Here is a 16630-nt window from a genome sequence, read left to right as displayed (position 1 = left end):
TCTCCGGTTGTCTCTTAGAGCGCCTCAGCGCCCGAAATGATTTCAATCAGCTCATTGGTGATCACGGCTTGGCGCGACCGGTTGAACTCGATGGTCAGCTTGTCGATCATCTCGCCCGCGTTGCGGGTCGCGTTGTCCATCGCGCTCATCCGGGCACCCTGTTCGGATGCACCGTTTTCCAGCAGGGCCGAGAAGATCTGGGTCGCCACGCCGCGGGGCAGCAGGTCGGCAAGGATCTGCTCTTCGCTGGGTTCGTAGTCATACAGCGCGCTCGCGCCGTCCCCTTCCGCCGCCTCGAAGGAGGCCGGAATGATCTGCTGTGCGGTCGGGATCTGGGTCACGACGTTGACGAACTCCGCGTAGAAGATCGTGGCAACATCGAATTCACCTGCGTCAAAGCGGGTGAGGATCCCCTTGGCGATCTCCTGCGCGTTGGCGTAACCAACCCGCTTGACCTCGCTCAAGTCCACATGGCCGATGAAGTCATCGCCAAAGTCGCGCTTCAGGGCGTCACGGCCCTTCTTGCCGACGGTCAGGATCTTGACCGTCTTGCCCGCGGCCTTCAGCTCGTGCGCCTTCTGGCGCGCGAGCTTGGCAATGTTCGAGTTGAAGCCGCCGCACAGGCCGCGCTCTGCGGTCATCACGACCAGCAGCTGCACCTGGTCCGAGCCCGTGCCGCGAAGCAGCTTGGGCGCGGTGTCGCTGCCACCGACCGAGGCCGCCAGCCCCGCCATCACGGCATTGAAGCGCTTGGCATAGGGGCGGGATTCCTCGGCAGCCTCCTGGGCGCGGCGAAGTTTCGCCGCGGCCACCATCTGCATGGCTTTGGTGATCTTGCGGGTCGATTTGACCGACGCGATCCTGTTTTTAAGGTCCTTGAGATTCGGCATAGCCTCATCCTCCCCTTAAGCGAAGCTAGCGGCGAACTCGTCCAGCGCAGCCTTGATCTTGTCAGCCAGCTCACCTTTCACCTTGCGGTCGTTGTTGGTGATGTCGGCGAGCAGGTCGGCGTGTTTGCCGCGCAGGTGGCTCAGCAGGCCAGCCTCGTAGCGACCCACGTCCTTGACGTCGACCTTGTCGAGGTAACCGTTGGTGCCGGCGAAGATGACGCAGACGATTTCCGCGTTGGTCAGCGGCGAGTACTGCGGCTGCTTCATCAGCTCGGTCAGGCGCGCACCACGGTTCAGCAGCTGCTGGGTGGCGGCATCCAGGTCGGAGCCGAACTGGGCGAAGGCCGCCATCTCGCGGTACTGGGCCAGCGACAGTTTCACCGGACCGGCAACCGAGGACATCGCCTTGGTCTGGGCCGAGGAGCCAACGCGCGACACCGACAGACCGGTGTTCACGGCGGGGCGGATGCCCTGGTAGAACAGTTCGGTTTCCAGGAAGATCTGACCGTCGGTGATCGAGATCACGTTAGTCGGAATAAACGCGGACACGTCGCCGCCCTGGGTTTCGATGATCGGCAGCGCGGTCAGCGAGCCACCACCAAAGTCCTCGTTCAGCTTTGCCGAACGCTCCAGCAGGCGGGAGTGCAGGTAGAAAACGTCACCCGGATAGGCTTCACGGCCCGGCGGACGGCGCAGCAGCAGCGACATCTGGCGGTAGGCCACGGCCTGCTTGGACAGGTCATCATAGATGATCAGCGCGTGACGGCCGTTGTCGCGGAAGAATTCCGCCATCGCGGTCGCGGCGTAGGGCGCCAGGAACTGCAGCGGTGCCGGGTCGGACGCGGTTGCCGCCACGACGATGGAGTATTCCATCGCACCGGTCTCTTCCAGCTTCTTCACCAGCTGGGCAACGGTCGAACGCTTCTGGCCCACAGCCACGTAGACGCAGTACAGCTTCTTGGACTCGTCGTCGCCAGCGGCGTCATTGTAGGATTTCTGGTTCAGGATGGTGTCGAGCGCGATCGCGGTCTTACCGGTCTGACGGTCGCCGATGATCAGCTCACGCTGGCCGCGGCCAACGGGGATCATCGCGTCAACGGACTTCAGGCCGGTTGCCATCGGCTCGTGCACCGACTTACGCGGGATGATGCCCGGCGCCTTCACGTCGGCGATGCCGCGGGTGACGTCGGTGATCGGACCCTTGCCGTCCAGCGGGTTGCCCAGACCGTCGACAACGCGGCCCAGCAGGCCGTTGCCCACCGGCACGTCCACGATGGAGTTGGTGCGCTTGACGGTGTCACCTTCTTTAATGTCGCGGTCGGAGCCGAAGATCACGATACCGACGTTGTCGGCTTCGAGGTTCAGCGCCATCCCCATGACGCCGCCCGGGAATTCGACCATTTCGCCGGCCTGGACGTTGTCGAGGCCGTAAACGCGCGCGATACCGTCCCCAACGGACAGCACGCGGCCGATTTCTGCCACTTCTGCTTCTTGACCATAATTCTTGATCTGGTCTTTAAGGATCGCAGAAATCTCTGCTGCTTGGATACCCATTTATCCGACCTCTTTCATTGCATTCTGTAGGGAGTTGAGCTTGGAGCGGATCGAGCTGTCGATCATCTTCGAGCCCACTTTAACGACAAGACCGCCGATGATGGAGGCATCGACGGTGGCATTGATAGTGACTTTCTTGCCCACGCGCTCGGCCAGAGTCTTGGCCAGCTTTTCGCTCTGGGTCTTGGTCAGCGCCTTGGCGGAGGTCACTTCGGCAGTGACTTCACCACGGGCTTCGGCCAGGCGGGCGCGCAGCGCGTCGATCAGCGCGGGCAGCACGTGCAGACGGCGTTTGTCCGCCATCAGTGCCAGGGTATTGCGCAGGACGGGGTCCAGCCCCATCTTGTCCGCGACCGCGGTGATTGCGGCGCCCTGCTCCTCGCGCGAGACGAGCGGCGAGCGGATCAGGCCATTGAGGTCGTCGCTGTCAGCCAGCGCGGCTGCCAGATCATTGATGCTGGATTCAAGGCTGTCGAGCGCCTTGTTCTCTTCCGCGATGTCGAACACCGCAGTGGCATAGCGCGCAGCAATGCCTGCAGAAATCGAAGCTGGTTCGGACACGTCCACCCTTCCGATATGTTTTTGGCCCCGGTTGGCATACCTGGCAACAGGCGGCGTCCGGGGGCGTGAGTCAGCCCGCCCTAGGCAGCGGGGCGTTGAAATCAGCGTGGGTCTAGCAGAGCGGATGCGACCTATCAACTGTCTATAACGGTATTGAAAGAATGCGAGTTCCCCGTCATTTCAAACACTTGCGACGAGTGCGGCCCTTTGACCGCAATATAATCCACAAAAACTGCACCAGAAGCGCGCAAATTGGCGATTCCGAAAGCCCGAATCCACGGCAAAATTGTTACACCAGCACCGCGTTTGCAGCCGCATCTGAGCGCCACGACCATGGGGCGTCAATTCGGAAAAACCAAATCGGCCGCAAAACGCCTGCCCGCGGACGCCCGGGCGGGGGCTCAGGCCGGTTCGGTCAGCGGGTTTGACAGCCCCTCCAGCACCCGGATGGGGTTGGGGGTGCGCGGACGGATCATGTGGCCCTTCTGCGGATGCGTCTGCTTGCTGACTTCCACCATGAACACGCCCCCCGCCAGCATCGCGGGCAGCCGATCCCCCATGCGCTCGAACATGGCACCGGTTTTCAGCCAGAACCGCTTGTGACTGGGCAGCCGGTACAGCGCGGCCGTGTGGCGCTCGATGGTGAACTCATGCTCGCGCAGCTGACCTTCCAGCTGACGCAGCGTGTAGGGGCGTCCGAAGCCAAAGGGGGTCAGGTCCGACCGAGCCCACAGACCGGCCCGGTTGGGCACGATGAAGATGGCCCTGCCGCCCGGCCCGAGAACCCGGCTGCATTCCTCGAGCAGCCGGGCGGGCCGCTCGGAGGTTTCCAGCCCGTGCAGCAGCACCAGCCGGTCGATCCGCCCGGTCTCCACCGGCCAGCTGGTCTCCTCGCACAGGACCGAGACATTGGGCTGGCCTGCGGGCCATTGCATGACCCCCTGCGGCCCGGGCATCAGCGCCATCACCCGCCGGGCCTCGGACAGGTAGGGCCGCAGAAGCGGGGCCGCGAATCCGAAGCCCGCCACCGTCAACCCCGCGGCCTCGGGCCAGAGCTGGGTCAAGCGGCCACGGATCGAGGCCTGCGCGGCCCGGCCCAGCGTGCTGCGGTAGTAGAAGTTCCTCAGATCCTGGACATCAAGATGCATTGCGGGCGCCTGTTGCTTCGGCCAATCTGGACTCAGTTTAGCAATGTAAAGGCGAATGACCATGCCTCTTGAGATCATCACCCTGCCCTGCCTGTCGGATAACTATGCTTATTTGATCCATAATCCGGCTTCGGGCGAGACCGCACTGGTGGATGCACCCGAGGCAGGCGCGATCAAGGCCGCCCTGTCGGAGCGTGGCTGGGGGCTGGACTGGATCCTGCTGACCCACCACCACTGGGACCACGTGGACGGCGTGGCCGACCTGCGCGACGCCTACGGCGCCAGGGTGATCGGCGCCGCGGCTGACGCCCACCGGCTGCCGCCACTGGACCAGGCGGTTGCCGACAACGAGCGCTTCTCGCTGCTGGGCGAGGAGGTTCTGGTGATGGATGTCTCCGGTCACACGGTCGGCCACATCGCCTTTTACCTGCCCGGTGCCGAGGCGGTGTTCACCGCCGACAGCCTGATGGCGCTGGGATGCGGACGGCTGTTCGAAGGCACGCCCCAGCAGATGTGGGCCAGCCTGTCGCGGCTGGCGGGTCTGCCCCCGCAGACCATGGTTTATTCGGGCCATGAATACACCCAGTCCAACGGTGCCTTTGCCGCCACCATCGACGCGGACAACCCGGCCTTGCAAGAGCGCCTGCGCGATATCGCCTCGACCCGCGCCGCAGGCCGCCCCACGGTGCCTGCCTCGCTGCAGCTTGAGCTTGACACCAATCCCTTCCTGCGCCCGCACGACCCCGCCATCCGCGCCGCGTTGCGCATGGAAGATGCTGAAGACGTTGAGGTTTTTGCCGAGGTCCGCAAGCGCAAGGACAATTTCTGATCCCTTTCGGCGGTATCCGGCTGCAACAGGACCAAAATAAATGTGACCGCAAAATGAAGAAAAGACCTTGAAGCCGGCGCGCTATCAACCAAACTCTAACCTTATAAGCACATGGTTGAACTGAGGAGTTGGTTAATACCTCTCCACCGGCCAACCCAAGATCAGAGGAGCACGCCCGTGCCTTCATTCTCGAGCACCCTGGAACAGGCCATTCACGCAGCGCTGGCGCTGGCGAATGAACGCCGTCATGAATTCGCAACCCTGGAACATCTGCTTCTGGCCCTGATCGACGAGCCCGACGCCGCCCGCGTGATGCGCGCCTGCAGTGTCGACCTCGGCGAATTGCGATCCGCGCTGGTGGAATTCGTGGATGAAGATCTGGCCAACCTGGTTACCGATGTGGACGGCTCCGAGGCGGTGCCCACCGCCGCCTTCCAACGGGTGATCCAGCGCGCGGCCATTCACGTCCAAAGCTCCGGCCGGACCGAAGTGACGGGGGCCAATGTGCTGGTCGCCATCTTCGCCGAACGCGAAAGCGACGCCGCCTACTTCCTGCAGGACCAGGAGATGACCCGTTACGACGCGGTGAACTTCATCGCCCACGGGGTGGCCAAGGATCCTGCCTACGGTGAATCGCGCCCGGTGACCGGCGCCACCGAGCAGGAAGAAGAAGGCCTGGCGACCACGCCCGAAGGCGAAAAGAAGGAATCCGCGCTGGCGAAATACTGTGTCGACCTGAACGCGAAATCCCGCGAAGGCGACATCGACCCGCTGATCGGCCGCGACCACGAGGTGGAGCGCTGCATCCAGGTGCTGTGCCGCCGGCGCAAGAACAACCCGCTGCTGGTGGGTGACCCCGGCGTCGGCAAGACCGCCATCGCCGAGGGGCTGGCGCGCAAGATCGTCAATGGCGAAGTGCCGGAAGTTCTGTCTGAAACCACCATCTACTCGCTCGACATGGGCGCGCTGCTGGCCGGTACCCGCTACCGCGGCGATTTCGAGGAACGCCTGAAGGCCGTTGTCACCGAGTTGGAAGACCACCCGGATGCGGTGCTGTTCATCGACGAGATCCACACCGTGATCGGTGCGGGCGCGACCTCGGGCGGCGCGATGGATGCCTCCAACCTGCTGAAGCCTGCCCTGCAGGGCGGCAAGCTGCGCACCATGGGCTCCACCACCTACAAGGAGTTCCGCCAGCATTTCGAGAAGGACCGCGCGCTGTCCCGCCGGTTCCAGAAGATCGACGTGAACGAGCCGACGGTGGAAGACTCCATCGAGATCCTGAAAGGGTTGAAGCCCTATTTCGAGGAGCACCACGGCATCAAGTTCACCTCGGACGCGATCAAGACCGCGGTGGAGCTGTCGGCGCGCTACATCAACGACCGCAAGCTGCCGGACAAGGCCATCGACGTGATCGACGAGGCCGGCGCCGCGCAGCATCTGGTGATCGAGAGCAAGCGCCGCAAGACCATCGGCGTCAAGGAGATCGAGGCCGTGGTCGCCAAGATCGCCCGCATTCCGCCCAAGAATGTCTCGAAAGACGATGCCGAGGTGCTGAAGGACCTGGAAAAATCGCTGAAACGCGTGGTGTTTGGCCAGGATGATGCGATCACCGCCCTGTCGAGCGCCATCAAGCTGGCCCGTGCCGGCCTGCGCGAACCGGAAAAGCCGATCGGCAACTACCTGTTTGCTGGCCCCACCGGCGTCGGCAAGACCGAGGTCGCGAAACAGCTCGCGGATCAGCTGGGTGTCGAGCTGCTGCGCTTCGACATGTCGGAATACATGGAGAAACACGCGGTCTCCCGCCTGATCGGCGCGCCTCCGGGCTATGTCGGCTTTGACCAGGGTGGCCTGCTGACCGACGGCGTCGACCAGCACCCGCACTGCGTGCTGCTGCTGGACGAGATCGAGAAGGCGCATCCGGACGTCTACAACATCCTGTTGCAGGTGATGGACAACGGCCAGCTGACCGACCACAACGGCCGCACGGTCAACTTCCGCAACGTGATCCTGATCATGACCTCCAACGCCGGTGCGTCTGACATGGCCAAGGCGGCGATCGGTTTCGGCCGCGACCGCCGCGAGGGCGAGGACACCGCCGCCATCGAGCGCACCTTCACGCCGGAGTTCCGCAACCGTCTGGACGCGGTGATCTCCTTCGCGCCGCTGGGCAAGGAGGTGATCCTGCAGGTGGTCGAGAAGTTCGTCCTCCAGCTGGAGGCCCAGCTGATGGACCGCAATGTCTCGATCGAGCTCACGCGCAAGGCCGCGGAATGGCTGGCCGACAAGGGCTACGACGACCGCATGGGCGCACGCCCCCTGGGCCGTGTCATTCAGGAGCACATCAAGAAGCCGCTGGCCGAGGAGCTCCTGTTCGGCAAGCTGACCAAGGGCGGCGTGGTGCAGGTCGGCATCAAGGACGGCAAGCTGGAGCTGCGCCTCGAAGGTCCGGGCAAGCCGCGTATCTCCGGTGACAAGCCGCCGCTGCTGACCGCTGAATAATGCGCCTTGCGGCATTGATCGCAACAGTCTCGCTCGCCGCGCCCGTCGCGGCGAGCGATTTTCGTTTGCAGTTCCCGCTGGACTGCACCCTGGGCGAAGACTGCCATATCCAGCAGTTCGTCGACCATGATCCGGGCCCGGGCGCCACGGATTTCACCTGCGGCACCCTCAGCTACGAGGGGCACAAGGGCACCGATTTTGCCCTACCCTACCTGACGGACATGGAAGCGGGCGTTGCGGTGCGCGCCGCCGCCGACGGTGTGGTGCGCGGCACCCGCGATGTAATGCCGGACGCCTATGCCACCGATGCCAATGCCGCGGCAATCAAGGGCCGCGAATGCGGCAACGGGGTGGTCCTGCGCCATGCGGGCGGGTGGGAGACCCAGTATTGCCACATGAAACGCGGCTCGATCCGGGTGGAAACCGGCGCGCAGGTGCGCGCTGGCGATGTGCTGGGCGAAGTGGGGCTGTCCGGCAAGAGCCAGTTCCCGCATCTGCACCTGTCGGTGCGCCGGGACGGTGCGGTGGTGGACCCATTCGCGCCCCACTCCGCGGATCGCTGCGGTGCTCCGGCGAAGGACACACTTTGGGCCGATCCGCTGCCGCCCTATCAGCCCGGCGGGCTGCTTGGCGCGGGCTTCAGCACGGGGGTGCCCGCCTATGACGCCATCAAGCAAGGCCACGCCGACGAGACACCGCTGGATGCCCAAGCGCCCGCACTGGTGTTCTGGGCCTATGCCTATGGCGGCCGCGCAGGCGACCAACTGGAGCTGACGGTGACCGGTCCCGACGGCGCGCTGGTGTCCGACAGCACCGTGCTGGACCGCAACCAGGCCCAGTTCTTCCGCGCCGCCGGGCGGCGGTTACGGCGGGATCGCTGGCCAGACGGCACCTATACCGGCACCGCGCGCCTGCTGCGTGATGGGCAGCAGGTCGACAGTTACAGCCACAGCATGACGATCCCGGCCCGCTGATCCGCCCTCGCCCTGCGCCATGCCCTCGCCCCAGCCACGACCGCTGCCGCCGGGGCGCAAGCCCCGGCGGCAGCCCGGCCCAACAGGCAAACCGCCCCTCCGGAGCGGCTGCGCCTGGCGGGAGCCCTTCGTCCCGACCGCCCCCTCCCGCCTGCAAGCTGCCGGATTTGATTTCATCGCTCCCAGCAATAGATCTAAAGAGGCCCTGCTGCCCGGTGGGGCCGCAACCCGTGTGTAACTAGTGATCTGTCTCCGCAGGGAGCAGTCTGTCTCCAATGGTGAAGCGGGTTGCACCCGGGCACGCGCCGCAAACCGGGCGCGGCATTCCTTGGGCGCGCAACCTCCCGATTGCACCCCTCAATACCGCATGCCGACCTCCAATGCCGTTGCATCGGCATGCCCCTGGCGGTCGAGGGCGGCTTACTTCTCGGTGAATTTCAACTCGATCCGGCGGTTTTGCGCGCGGGCCTCCGGCGTGTCGGCGGTGTTGACCGGCTGGTACTCCCCAAACCCGTTGGCCGCGAGCCGCGAGGGCGGCACTCCCAACGCTTCGACCATGTAGCGCACCACCGACAGCGCCCGCCCCTGGCTCAACTCCCAGTTATCGGAAAACTTAGGATGGGCGCCCAGCGGCGTGTCATCGGTGTGCCCGTCAACGCGAATGATCCAGTTGATTTCAGGCGGGATCGCGGACACCACGCTTTGCAGGATCGACACCACCTTGGCGATCTCGACCTTGCCTTCCGGAGACAGCGTGGCACTGCCGGGCGCAAACAGCACCTCGGAGGCAAAGACAAAGCGGTCGCCCTGGATCTGCACCCCTTCCTGGTTGCCCAGAAGGTCGCGCAAACGGCCAAAGAACTCCGAGCGGTAGCGCTCCAGATCCTGCGCCTTGTCGGCAAGGGCGGCCGCCTCGGCCTCCAGCCGTTTGCGCTCTGCCTCTTCCAACAGCCGCCGCTTGCGCTCCTCGGAGGCGGCGCGGGCTAGGGCTGCGTTCAGGTCCTGGCCCAGGTTCTGCAACTGCACCTGCTGCGCGGCGTCGCGCGCCTCGTAATCATCCAGCAAGGCCTGCAGGCTGCCCAGCTGTTCGCGCAGCGCCGCAACCTGCTGATTGAGCAGCGCAGTCTCGCGCCGGGCGTCCTCGGACACCGCCTTTTGCTGTGCCAGGGCCTCCCGCGCCTGCGCCAGCAGCGCCGCGCGCTCCTCGGCGCGGCTCAACTCTTCGGCCGCGCGCGCTTCGGCCGTCTCCTGCGCCGCCACCGCATTCAGCAGGCGCTGACGCAGCACATCCAGCTCATCCGCGCTGGCCTCGGCCACCGACAGCGCCGCCTTGGCTTCGGCCAGTTCGGCTGCCAGCTCTGCGGTTTCCTTGTCGGCGGCGGCGCGGGCGGCCTCAAACTCGGCCAGTTGCGCATCGAGCTGCTTCTTCGCCGCCTCGGAGGCTGCCAGCAGCGTCAGCGTGTCCTCGGCCTCCTGCCGCTGCGCCTCCAGCGCCAGGGTCATGGCGGTCAGCTCGGCATCGGCATCCTGCAGTTTCTCGCGCAGGGCTTCGGCGGCAGCGGCTTCCAGCAGGCGAGCGGAGTCGGCGGCGTCAAGCTGCTCCTGCAAGCTGCTGATCTGCTGGGATTGCTGGGTCCTCTCCTCTTCGAGGGACGCGATCAGCGCCTCCATCGCCTCCCGCTCGGCAGCAGCGCGTCGCGCCGCCTCGGCCTCGGCATCAAGTTCGTCGCGGGCCTGAGCCAGCGCGAGGTTGAGAGCCTCCTGTTCGCTCAGCAGCTCATCGCGGGCGGCTTCCAGACTGTCGCGTTCGGCGCTGAGATCCGCGATCCGCGCCTGCGCCGCGTCGCGGCTGGCGATCAGCGCGGCCACCTGCGCCTCGAAGCTGGTGATGCGGGTTTCGGCCTCGGCCAGCGCATCCGCCTGGCGGTCACGCTCGGCAGTCAGTGCCGCGATCCGCCCCTCTGCCTCTTCCAGATCCGACTGCGCGGTGTTCAGGGTCGAGGTCAGCGCCCCCATCCGCGCCTGCAGGCGGCGATTTTCGCGCTCTTCCAGCCCCAGCGCGGCGGCCAGCGCGCTCACCTCTGCCGACAGTTCATCCAGCTGGCTTTCCTGACCGGTGATGGTCTCGCGCAGCACGAATTGCACCACCATGAAGATGGTCAGCACGAACATCAGCACCAGCAACAACCCGGTCATCGCGTCGACGAAGCCGGGCCAGATCGAGGCCTGAAACCGCTGCCCTGTGCGCCGCGAGAGGGCCATGGATCAGTCCCCCGCGCTGCGGTCGGACACGCCACCGCGCGACAGGCCACGCGGGCGGGCAAAGGCCTTGATCATCAGATCGATGTCCTTGCGCAGCTCCGCCAGGCTTTCCTGCCGCCCAGCCGAGATTTCCTCGAGGATGCGCAGCATCTGCACGTCGATCGAGCGCAGACGCATGCGGCTTTCGGCGTCGATGCCGCCCTGCTCGCCCTGCGCGCGCAGGATTTCTGTCAGCGCCTCCTGCCCCACCGCGACACGGTCGAGTGCCGCTGTGATGGTGCCGGTCTGCTCCTGGCGGCGGTTCATCTCCTGGATGGTCTCCACCAGGTCGCCCAGCTTCCGGTCCACCGCCGCGCGCCCTTCGGAGGTCTCGGCAAACATCGCCTGCAGCGCGTCCATCTGTTCGGCCATCGTGTCCAGCACCTGCGACACCACATTGCTGTCGCCCGCCCCCTCCTCGCCCGAGGCAAAGCTCACACGGGTGATCGAGGACAGCCATTCCTCCAGCTCGCGGTAAAAGCGGTTCTGCCCGTGGCCCGCGAACAGCTCCAGCAGCCCCACGATCAGCGAACCGGCAAGACCCAGAAGCGAGGAGGCAAAAGCCACGCCCATGCCGCCCAGCTGCGCCTCCAGCCCGGTCATCAGGCGGTTGAAGACTGACAGGCCTTCTTCGCCCTCCTGCGGGGCGAGGCTGCGAATGGTGTCCACAACGGCGGGAACGGTGGTGGCGAGGCCGTAGAAAGTGCCGAGAAGGCCAAGGAAAATCAGAAGGTTGACGATATATCGGGTGATCTCGCGATCTTCGTCGATGCGGCTGGCAACCGAGTCGAGGATGGAGCGCGTCGAGGTCGAGCCCAGCTGCATCCGCGCCGAGCGCGAGCCGAGGAGCGACGCCAGCGGCGCCAGCATCGAGGGCGGTCGGCGGTGTTCCTGGCTGTCGCCGGCGGCAAAGCGCTCGATCCAGCGCACCGAGCCGATCAGTTGCACCACCTGCCAGAAACAGGCCAGCACCCCGATCACGAAGACAAAGACGATAAAGCCGTTGAGCCAGGGGTTCGCCTCGAACACCGGCAGCACCCGTGGCAGGGCGACGAAAGCGCCGAAGCCCGAGAGCCCCAGTGCGATCAGCATCATGATGATCTGCCGCACCGGCTGTGAAAATTGCGGCCGCGTCTTGCGGTCTGGCTGCGCCATAGTCCTAGGTCCTGACCGATTGCCTGCTCTTGCTTCGCTTGCAGCCTATAAGCAAAGAGCTTGCAGCGCCAAGGCTTTATGCGGTGATTTCCCGCACCCGTCGGGCCAGCCAGTCGAGATCGACGTCATGGAGGCCGATTTCGGAGAGGTGATCGGCGGTGTTGTAGAGATACTCGGTGTTCGGCCCCCGCCCGCCGACCGCATGGGCGATGATCTGGGCCTGTTCCTCCAGCCCCATGCCGCCGCAATACTGCACGTGATCGGGGTCGATCACATAGGTCACCGCGGTGACCTTGCGCCCGTTCGTCAGCTCAACCTCGAGGTTGCGCTCCACGTAGGCCGAGGAAATCAGCTCCCGCTCGCGCAGGTAGTCAAGCGTCTGCGCCTCATGTCCGGCTTCCACGGCCATCGCCAGCCCCTTGCAATGAGCGCCCTTCACCTCGTCCAAGGCCAGCACCAGCCCCGGTCTCTCCTCGGTGCCGCGATGGTGGACCGAGCTCATGCAGAAAGATCGCGCATAGCCGTGCAGCACCGCCACCTCGCGACGCGCCACCGGGAACCCCGGGTTCCACAGGAGAGATCCGTAACCGAATACCCACATTGTCATGCCGTCTGGCCCTTTCTGCTCTCCCCCTATAAACAGCAATCCCACCCCGGACAAAAGAGGCTATCCCATGCGCCTGGTGAAACTGCTGCTGACCGGTTTGCTGCTTTGGAGCCTGTATTGGGCCGTTGCAGGCTGGGGTCTGCGTGCGGGGGTGGCCGCCTGGTTCGAGGACCGGCGCGCGCACGGCTGGCAGGCAGATGTCGCAGCGCTGAACACCGAGGGCTACCCGTGGCGCCACCGCACCCGGCTGGCTCAGCCCGCGCTGGCCGATCCGGGCACCGGCCTTGCCTGGCGGGCCGACTGGCTGGAGCTGGACAGCCCCGCGCTCTGGCCCGGCGCGATGACGCTGCGCTTTCCGGCAACGCGGCAACGGCTGTCCTATCTGGACCAGACGGCGGTGATCGCCGCGCAGGAACTGCAGGCAGACCTGCGGCTGGCGCCCGGCACCGCCCTCACCATCGAAGCGCTGGAGCTGACCGCCGGGCGCTGGCAGGTTGCGATGGGCGAAGACATCGCGCTGGCCGCCCGGACACTGGACATCGGCATGGTGCAAACCGACACCCCCGAGACCTATCAGCTGCGGGCACGGGCCGATGGCCTGGTACCGGGAGAGCATTGGCGGCGGCGCCTGGCCGCCGGGCCCGACCTGCCAGAGGCGCTGGAGACGCTGACGCTGGAGATGACGGTGGCGTTCGACCGCGCCTGGGATCGCAGCGCCCTGGAGGAGAGCCGCCCGCAGCCGCGCCGCATCGAGCTGCATTTCGCCGACGCCCACTGGGGCGCATTGCGACTGAAGGCCAGCGGCGCGGTGACCGTGGACGCGCAGGGTCGGCCCGACGGGCGCGTCGCCCTGCGGGCGGAAAACTGGCGTGACATCCTGTCGATGGCCGAGCGCAGCGGTGTGCTTGCGCCCGCGTTGCGCCGCACGGCGGAGCGCGTGCTAGGTCTCCTGGCGCAGTCCGGAGGCAACCCGGAGCATCTGGATCTGACGCTGGGCTTTGAGAACGGCCAGGTAATGCTGGGCCCCTTGCCGATCGGCCCCGCGCCGCGCCTGATCCTGCGCTGAAGCGCCAACGCGCGCCAGCCTGTCAAGGGCCGCGCAGCGGCGGCGCGACGCGCCGTTTACCCTTTACACGCCTCTACCGGCATATTGGACATGGCGCATCAGGGCAGACCTGCCCCTGAGGTGCCTCTCAGCATGTTCTTCTGATGGTTTGCACGCAGCGCATCAGGCTCAAGTGCCCGCGCAGCGCAACAGGCGGACGGCGCGCGCAGCGCGCGGGGCCCAAGGCTGCAATATGCCCGCAAGGGCATCTTCAGGCGCGGGAGCCGCCCCTTCCGGCGCTGCCTAGCGGCAATAGGCGCCGTTGCGGTGGCGGGCAACGTCCAGGTGGAAGTGGTCGCGGTGATAGCGGTCGGCCTCTGGCCCCAGCACGGTGCTGAAGGGGCCGCAGGCGGCGCGCCAGATCTTCTTCAGCTTGCGCCGGGTCTTGCGCTTTTGCCAGCCGTGCAGAACGCTGATGGTCTCGCCGCTTTCGAGCGTGAAGCCGGAAATGTCGATCGCCCGACCACGCCCGTGTTCCGAGATTTTGGCCCCGGGGCGGTTGTTGCGGGTGCGGCAGGCGTAATGCGCGGCGACCCGCAGGCCGACCACCTTGTTGCGGCGACCAAAGGCAGTCTCCACCTCGCGGTTGATCCATGTCTTCAGCGCGCGCGCCGTTCTGCAGGTCATCAAGGAGGCCTGGCTGAGACGCACGCCGGAAATCTCGCGCACCTGCACCGCATCCTTGGCGCCGCAGCCGGGCAGCTTGCCCGCCACATCGCCAAAGTCATCGCCCTTGATCTCGGGATCGCCGCAGACCGAGCCTTCGCGGCGCTTCTTGCGGCCGAACAGAACCTCCGTGGCCTGCGGAGGCGCGAGCGATTGCGGCAAGGGGGGCACCCCGCGCGGGACGCTGAGCGCGGCCAGCTGCGTTGCAGGCGCGGGGGGCTCCTGCTGCGGCCCTGCGATGGCGGCGGGCGCCAGCAGCAGCGCTGCAAGGAGGACGCCCGCGCGGATCACTTCTTCAGGCTCCGGCCAAAGTCCGGCGCATCGGTGTCCTGCCCCGCCTCGATGATGCCGCGGCGGATGGCACGGGTGCGGGTGAAGTAATCGTGCAGATGCTCGCCGTCGCCGGTACGGATGGCCCGCTGCAGCGCGAACAGCTCCTCGGTGAAGCGGCCGAGGATCTCCAGCGTCGCATCCTTGTTGGTCAGGAACACGTCGCGCCACATGGTCGGATCCGAGGCCGCAATCCGGGTAAAGTCGCGGAAACCCGCGGCGGAATACTTGATCACCTCGCTGTCGGTGACGCGGCGCAGATCGTCAGCGACGCCCACCATCGTGTAGGCGATCAGGTGCGGCGTGTGCGAGGTGACGGCGAGCACCAGGTCGTGGTGATCGGCGTCCATCTCATCGACGTTGGCGCCCATCCCCTCCCACAGCGCCCGCAGGCGGGCGGTGGCCTCCGGATCGGTGCCCTCGACCGGCACCAGCAGCGACCAGCGGTTGTCGAACAGCTCGGCAAAGCCGGATTCAGGCCCGGAATGCTCGGTCCCGGCCAGCGGGTGGGCGGGCACGAAATGCACGCCCTCGGGGATATGCGGCTGCACCGCGTCGATCACATGGCGCTTGACCGAACCCACGTCCGAAACCGTGGCACCGGGTTTCAGCACCGGCGCGATCTCTTCCATCACCGGGCCCATGGCGCCGACGGGCACGCAGAGCACCACCAGGTCGGCATCCGCAACCGCCTCGCGCGCGGTGTCGCAGACGCGGTCGCACAAGCCGATGCGGCGGGCGGTGTCGCGGGTCTCGCTGCTGCGGGCATAGCCTGTGACCTCGCCCGCGAGCCCCGCACGTTTCATCGCCCAGAACATCGAGGAGGCGATCAGCCCCAGCCCGATCAGCGCGACGCGCTCGTAAACCTGCGTGCTCATGCCCGGCCCTCTTTGAAGGTTTTCACCGCTGCGGCCAGACGGCGGCAGGCGTCTTCGTCGCCGATGGTGATGCGCAGCGCGTTGGGCAGCTTGTAGCCCGCCACCCGGCGCACGATCAGCCCCTGCGACTGCAGGTAGTCGTCACAGGCCTCGGCTTCGGCCTGGCTGCCGAATCGCGCCAGAATGAAATTGGTGCAGGAGACATCCGACGGCACCCCCAGTTCAGCCAGCGCATCCGCCAGCCAGCCGCGCCACTTGGCGTTCTCGGCGCGGCAGTGGTCGAGGTAGTCAGTGTCGCGGACCGCGGCTTCGGCCCCCGCCAGCGCGGTGCTGGAGACGTTGAAGGGGCCACGCAGGCGGTTCAACACATCGATGATTTCCTGCGGGCCGTAGCCCCAGCCGATGCGCGCGCCACCCAAGCCGTAGATCTTGGAGAAGGTGCGGGTCATCACCACGTTGTTGCGCTCGGCGATCAGCGAGGCGCCGCCGTCAAAGCCTTCGACGTATTCGGCATAGGCGCCGTCCAGCACCAGCAGCGCGCCCGCGGGGATGCCATCGGCCAGCCGGGCGACCTCGCGCGCGCTGATCATGGTGCCGGTCGGGTTGTTGGGATTGGCGATGAAGACCAGCCGGGTGCGGTCGGTACACCCTGCCAGCAGGGCGTCGACATCGGTGACGCGCTCGCGCTCGGGCACCTCGACCGGGGTCGCGCCCGCTGCCAAAGCGCTGATGCGGTACATGGCGAACCCGTGTTCGGTGAACAGCACCTCGTCACCCGGCCCGGCATAGGCCTGGCACAGGAAGGCAATGATCTCGTCGCTGCCAGCGCCGCAGATGATCTGCTCCGGCGCCAATCCGTGAACCTCTCCGATGGCCCGGCGCAGCGAGGCGTGGTCGGAGCTGGGGTAGCGATGCATGTTGGCCGCAGCCTCCTGCATCGCGGCAACCGCGCGGGGGCTGGGCCCGAACGGGTTCTCGTTCGAGGAGAGTTTCACAACGTTGCTCACCCCAGTCACATGGGCGGCTCCGCCCTGATACAGAGCGATGTCCATGATGCCGGGCTGCGGGGTGATTTGGGTCATAATACGGGCTCCGTTAATTCCTGCCCGTCATAGCGGCCCAAGGCGGGC

The 16630-nt window shown here is 66.1% G+C and carries 14 protein-coding genes; 4 read left to right on the top strand and 10 right to left on the bottom strand.

Annotated elements, in window-relative coordinates:
• Positions 1–14 precede the first annotated feature (14 nt).
• From ACZ52D_RS11655 to ACZ52D_RS11640, 4 genes are all read right to left on the bottom strand, one after another.
• The gene (locus tag ACZ52D_RS11655; RefSeq protein WP_222455065.1) at positions 15–890 is read right to left on the bottom strand and encodes a F0F1 ATP synthase subunit gamma; all 876 of its coding nucleotides are present in this window, start codon (positions 888–890) and stop codon (positions 15–17) included.
• A 15-nt stretch (positions 891–905) separates the two neighbouring features.
• Positions 906–2444, bottom strand: a complete 1539-nt coding sequence (gene atpA, locus ACZ52D_RS11650) for a F0F1 ATP synthase subunit alpha (protein ID WP_222455064.1) — start codon at positions 2442–2444, stop codon at positions 906–908.
• Positions 2445–3005 (bottom strand): F0F1 ATP synthase subunit delta, encoded by a 561-nt coding sequence (locus tag ACZ52D_RS11645; protein WP_222455063.1) that lies wholly within the window; start codon positions 3003–3005, stop codon positions 2445–2447.
• A gap of 401 nt (positions 3006–3406) precedes the next feature.
• Positions 3407–4153 (bottom strand): class I SAM-dependent methyltransferase, encoded by a 747-nt coding sequence (locus ACZ52D_RS11640; RefSeq protein WP_369925493.1) that lies wholly within the window; start codon positions 4151–4153, stop codon positions 3407–3409.
• 55 nt (positions 4154–4208) lie between these two features.
• Here ACZ52D_RS11640 and gloB point away from each other — a divergent pair, with 55 nt between their 5' ends.
• From gloB to ACZ52D_RS11625, 3 genes are all read left to right on the top strand, one after another.
• Positions 4209–4982 carry a hydroxyacylglutathione hydrolase gene (gloB, locus tag ACZ52D_RS11635; RefSeq protein WP_464441416.1) on the top strand — a complete coding sequence of 258 codons (774 nt, stop codon included), beginning with the start codon at positions 4209–4211 and terminating at the stop codon, positions 4980–4982.
• A 177-nt stretch (positions 4983–5159) separates the two neighbouring features.
• Complete coding sequence (clpA, locus tag ACZ52D_RS11630) at positions 5160–7484, top strand: ATP-dependent Clp protease ATP-binding subunit ClpA (protein WP_222455060.1); 2325 nt, start codon at positions 5160–5162, stop codon at positions 7482–7484.
• Complete coding sequence (locus ACZ52D_RS11625) at positions 7484–8458, top strand: M23 family metallopeptidase (RefSeq protein ID WP_464441415.1); 975 nt, start codon at positions 7484–7486, stop codon at positions 8456–8458. Before clpA ends, ACZ52D_RS11625 begins: the two co-directional genes overlap by 1 nt.
• A 420-nt stretch (positions 8459–8878) precedes the next feature.
• Here the strand turns inward: ACZ52D_RS11625 and ACZ52D_RS11620 are convergent, their stop codons facing one another.
• The 3 genes from ACZ52D_RS11620 to ACZ52D_RS11610 form a co-directional block, all read right to left on the bottom strand.
• On the bottom strand, positions 8879–10720 hold the full coding sequence (locus ACZ52D_RS11620; protein WP_464441414.1) for a peptidoglycan -binding protein: 1842 nt from the start codon (positions 10718–10720) through the stop codon (positions 8879–8881).
• A 3-nt stretch (positions 10721–10723) separates the two neighbouring features.
• Complete coding sequence (locus ACZ52D_RS11615; RefSeq protein ID WP_464441413.1) at positions 10724–11914, bottom strand: biopolymer transporter ExbB; 1191 nt, start codon at positions 11912–11914, stop codon at positions 10724–10726.
• 76 nt (positions 11915–11990) lie between these two features.
• The gene (locus ACZ52D_RS11610; RefSeq protein WP_464441412.1) at positions 11991–12521 is read right to left on the bottom strand and encodes a gamma-glutamylcyclotransferase; all 531 of its coding nucleotides are present in this window, start codon (positions 12519–12521) and stop codon (positions 11991–11993) included.
• Between the two features lie 67 nt (positions 12522–12588).
• Here ACZ52D_RS11610 and ACZ52D_RS11605 point away from each other — a divergent pair, with 67 nt between their 5' ends.
• The gene (locus tag ACZ52D_RS11605) at positions 12589–13587 is read left to right on the top strand and encodes a DUF2125 domain-containing protein (RefSeq protein WP_464441411.1); all 999 of its coding nucleotides are present in this window, start codon (positions 12589–12591) and stop codon (positions 13585–13587) included.
• A gap of 282 nt (positions 13588–13869) precedes the next feature.
• Here the strand turns inward: ACZ52D_RS11605 and ACZ52D_RS11600 are convergent, their stop codons facing one another.
• The 3 genes from ACZ52D_RS11600 to hisC are packed head-to-tail and all read right to left on the bottom strand — an operon-like array spanning position 13870 to position 16582.
• Positions 13870–14583: an extensin-like domain-containing protein gene (locus ACZ52D_RS11600; RefSeq protein ID WP_464441410.1), complete on the bottom strand. Its 714-nt coding sequence runs from the start codon at positions 14581–14583 to the stop codon at positions 13870–13872.
• Positions 14580–15500 carry a prephenate/arogenate dehydrogenase family protein gene (locus tag ACZ52D_RS11595; RefSeq protein WP_222455053.1) on the bottom strand — a complete coding sequence of 307 codons (921 nt, stop codon included), beginning with the start codon at positions 15498–15500 and terminating at the stop codon, positions 14580–14582. Before ACZ52D_RS11595 ends, ACZ52D_RS11600 begins: the two co-directional genes overlap by 4 nt.
• Positions 15497–16582: a histidinol-phosphate transaminase gene (gene hisC / locus ACZ52D_RS11590; protein WP_369925505.1), complete on the bottom strand. Its 1086-nt coding sequence runs from the start codon at positions 16580–16582 to the stop codon at positions 15497–15499. Before hisC ends, ACZ52D_RS11595 begins: the two co-directional genes overlap by 4 nt.
• Positions 16583–16630 lie beyond the last annotated feature (48 nt).

This window comes from Leisingera sp. S2M4, from assembly GCF_055398055.1.
Note: the sequence above shows the minus strand (reverse complement) of the source record. Positions and strands in the feature narration are given on the sequence as shown.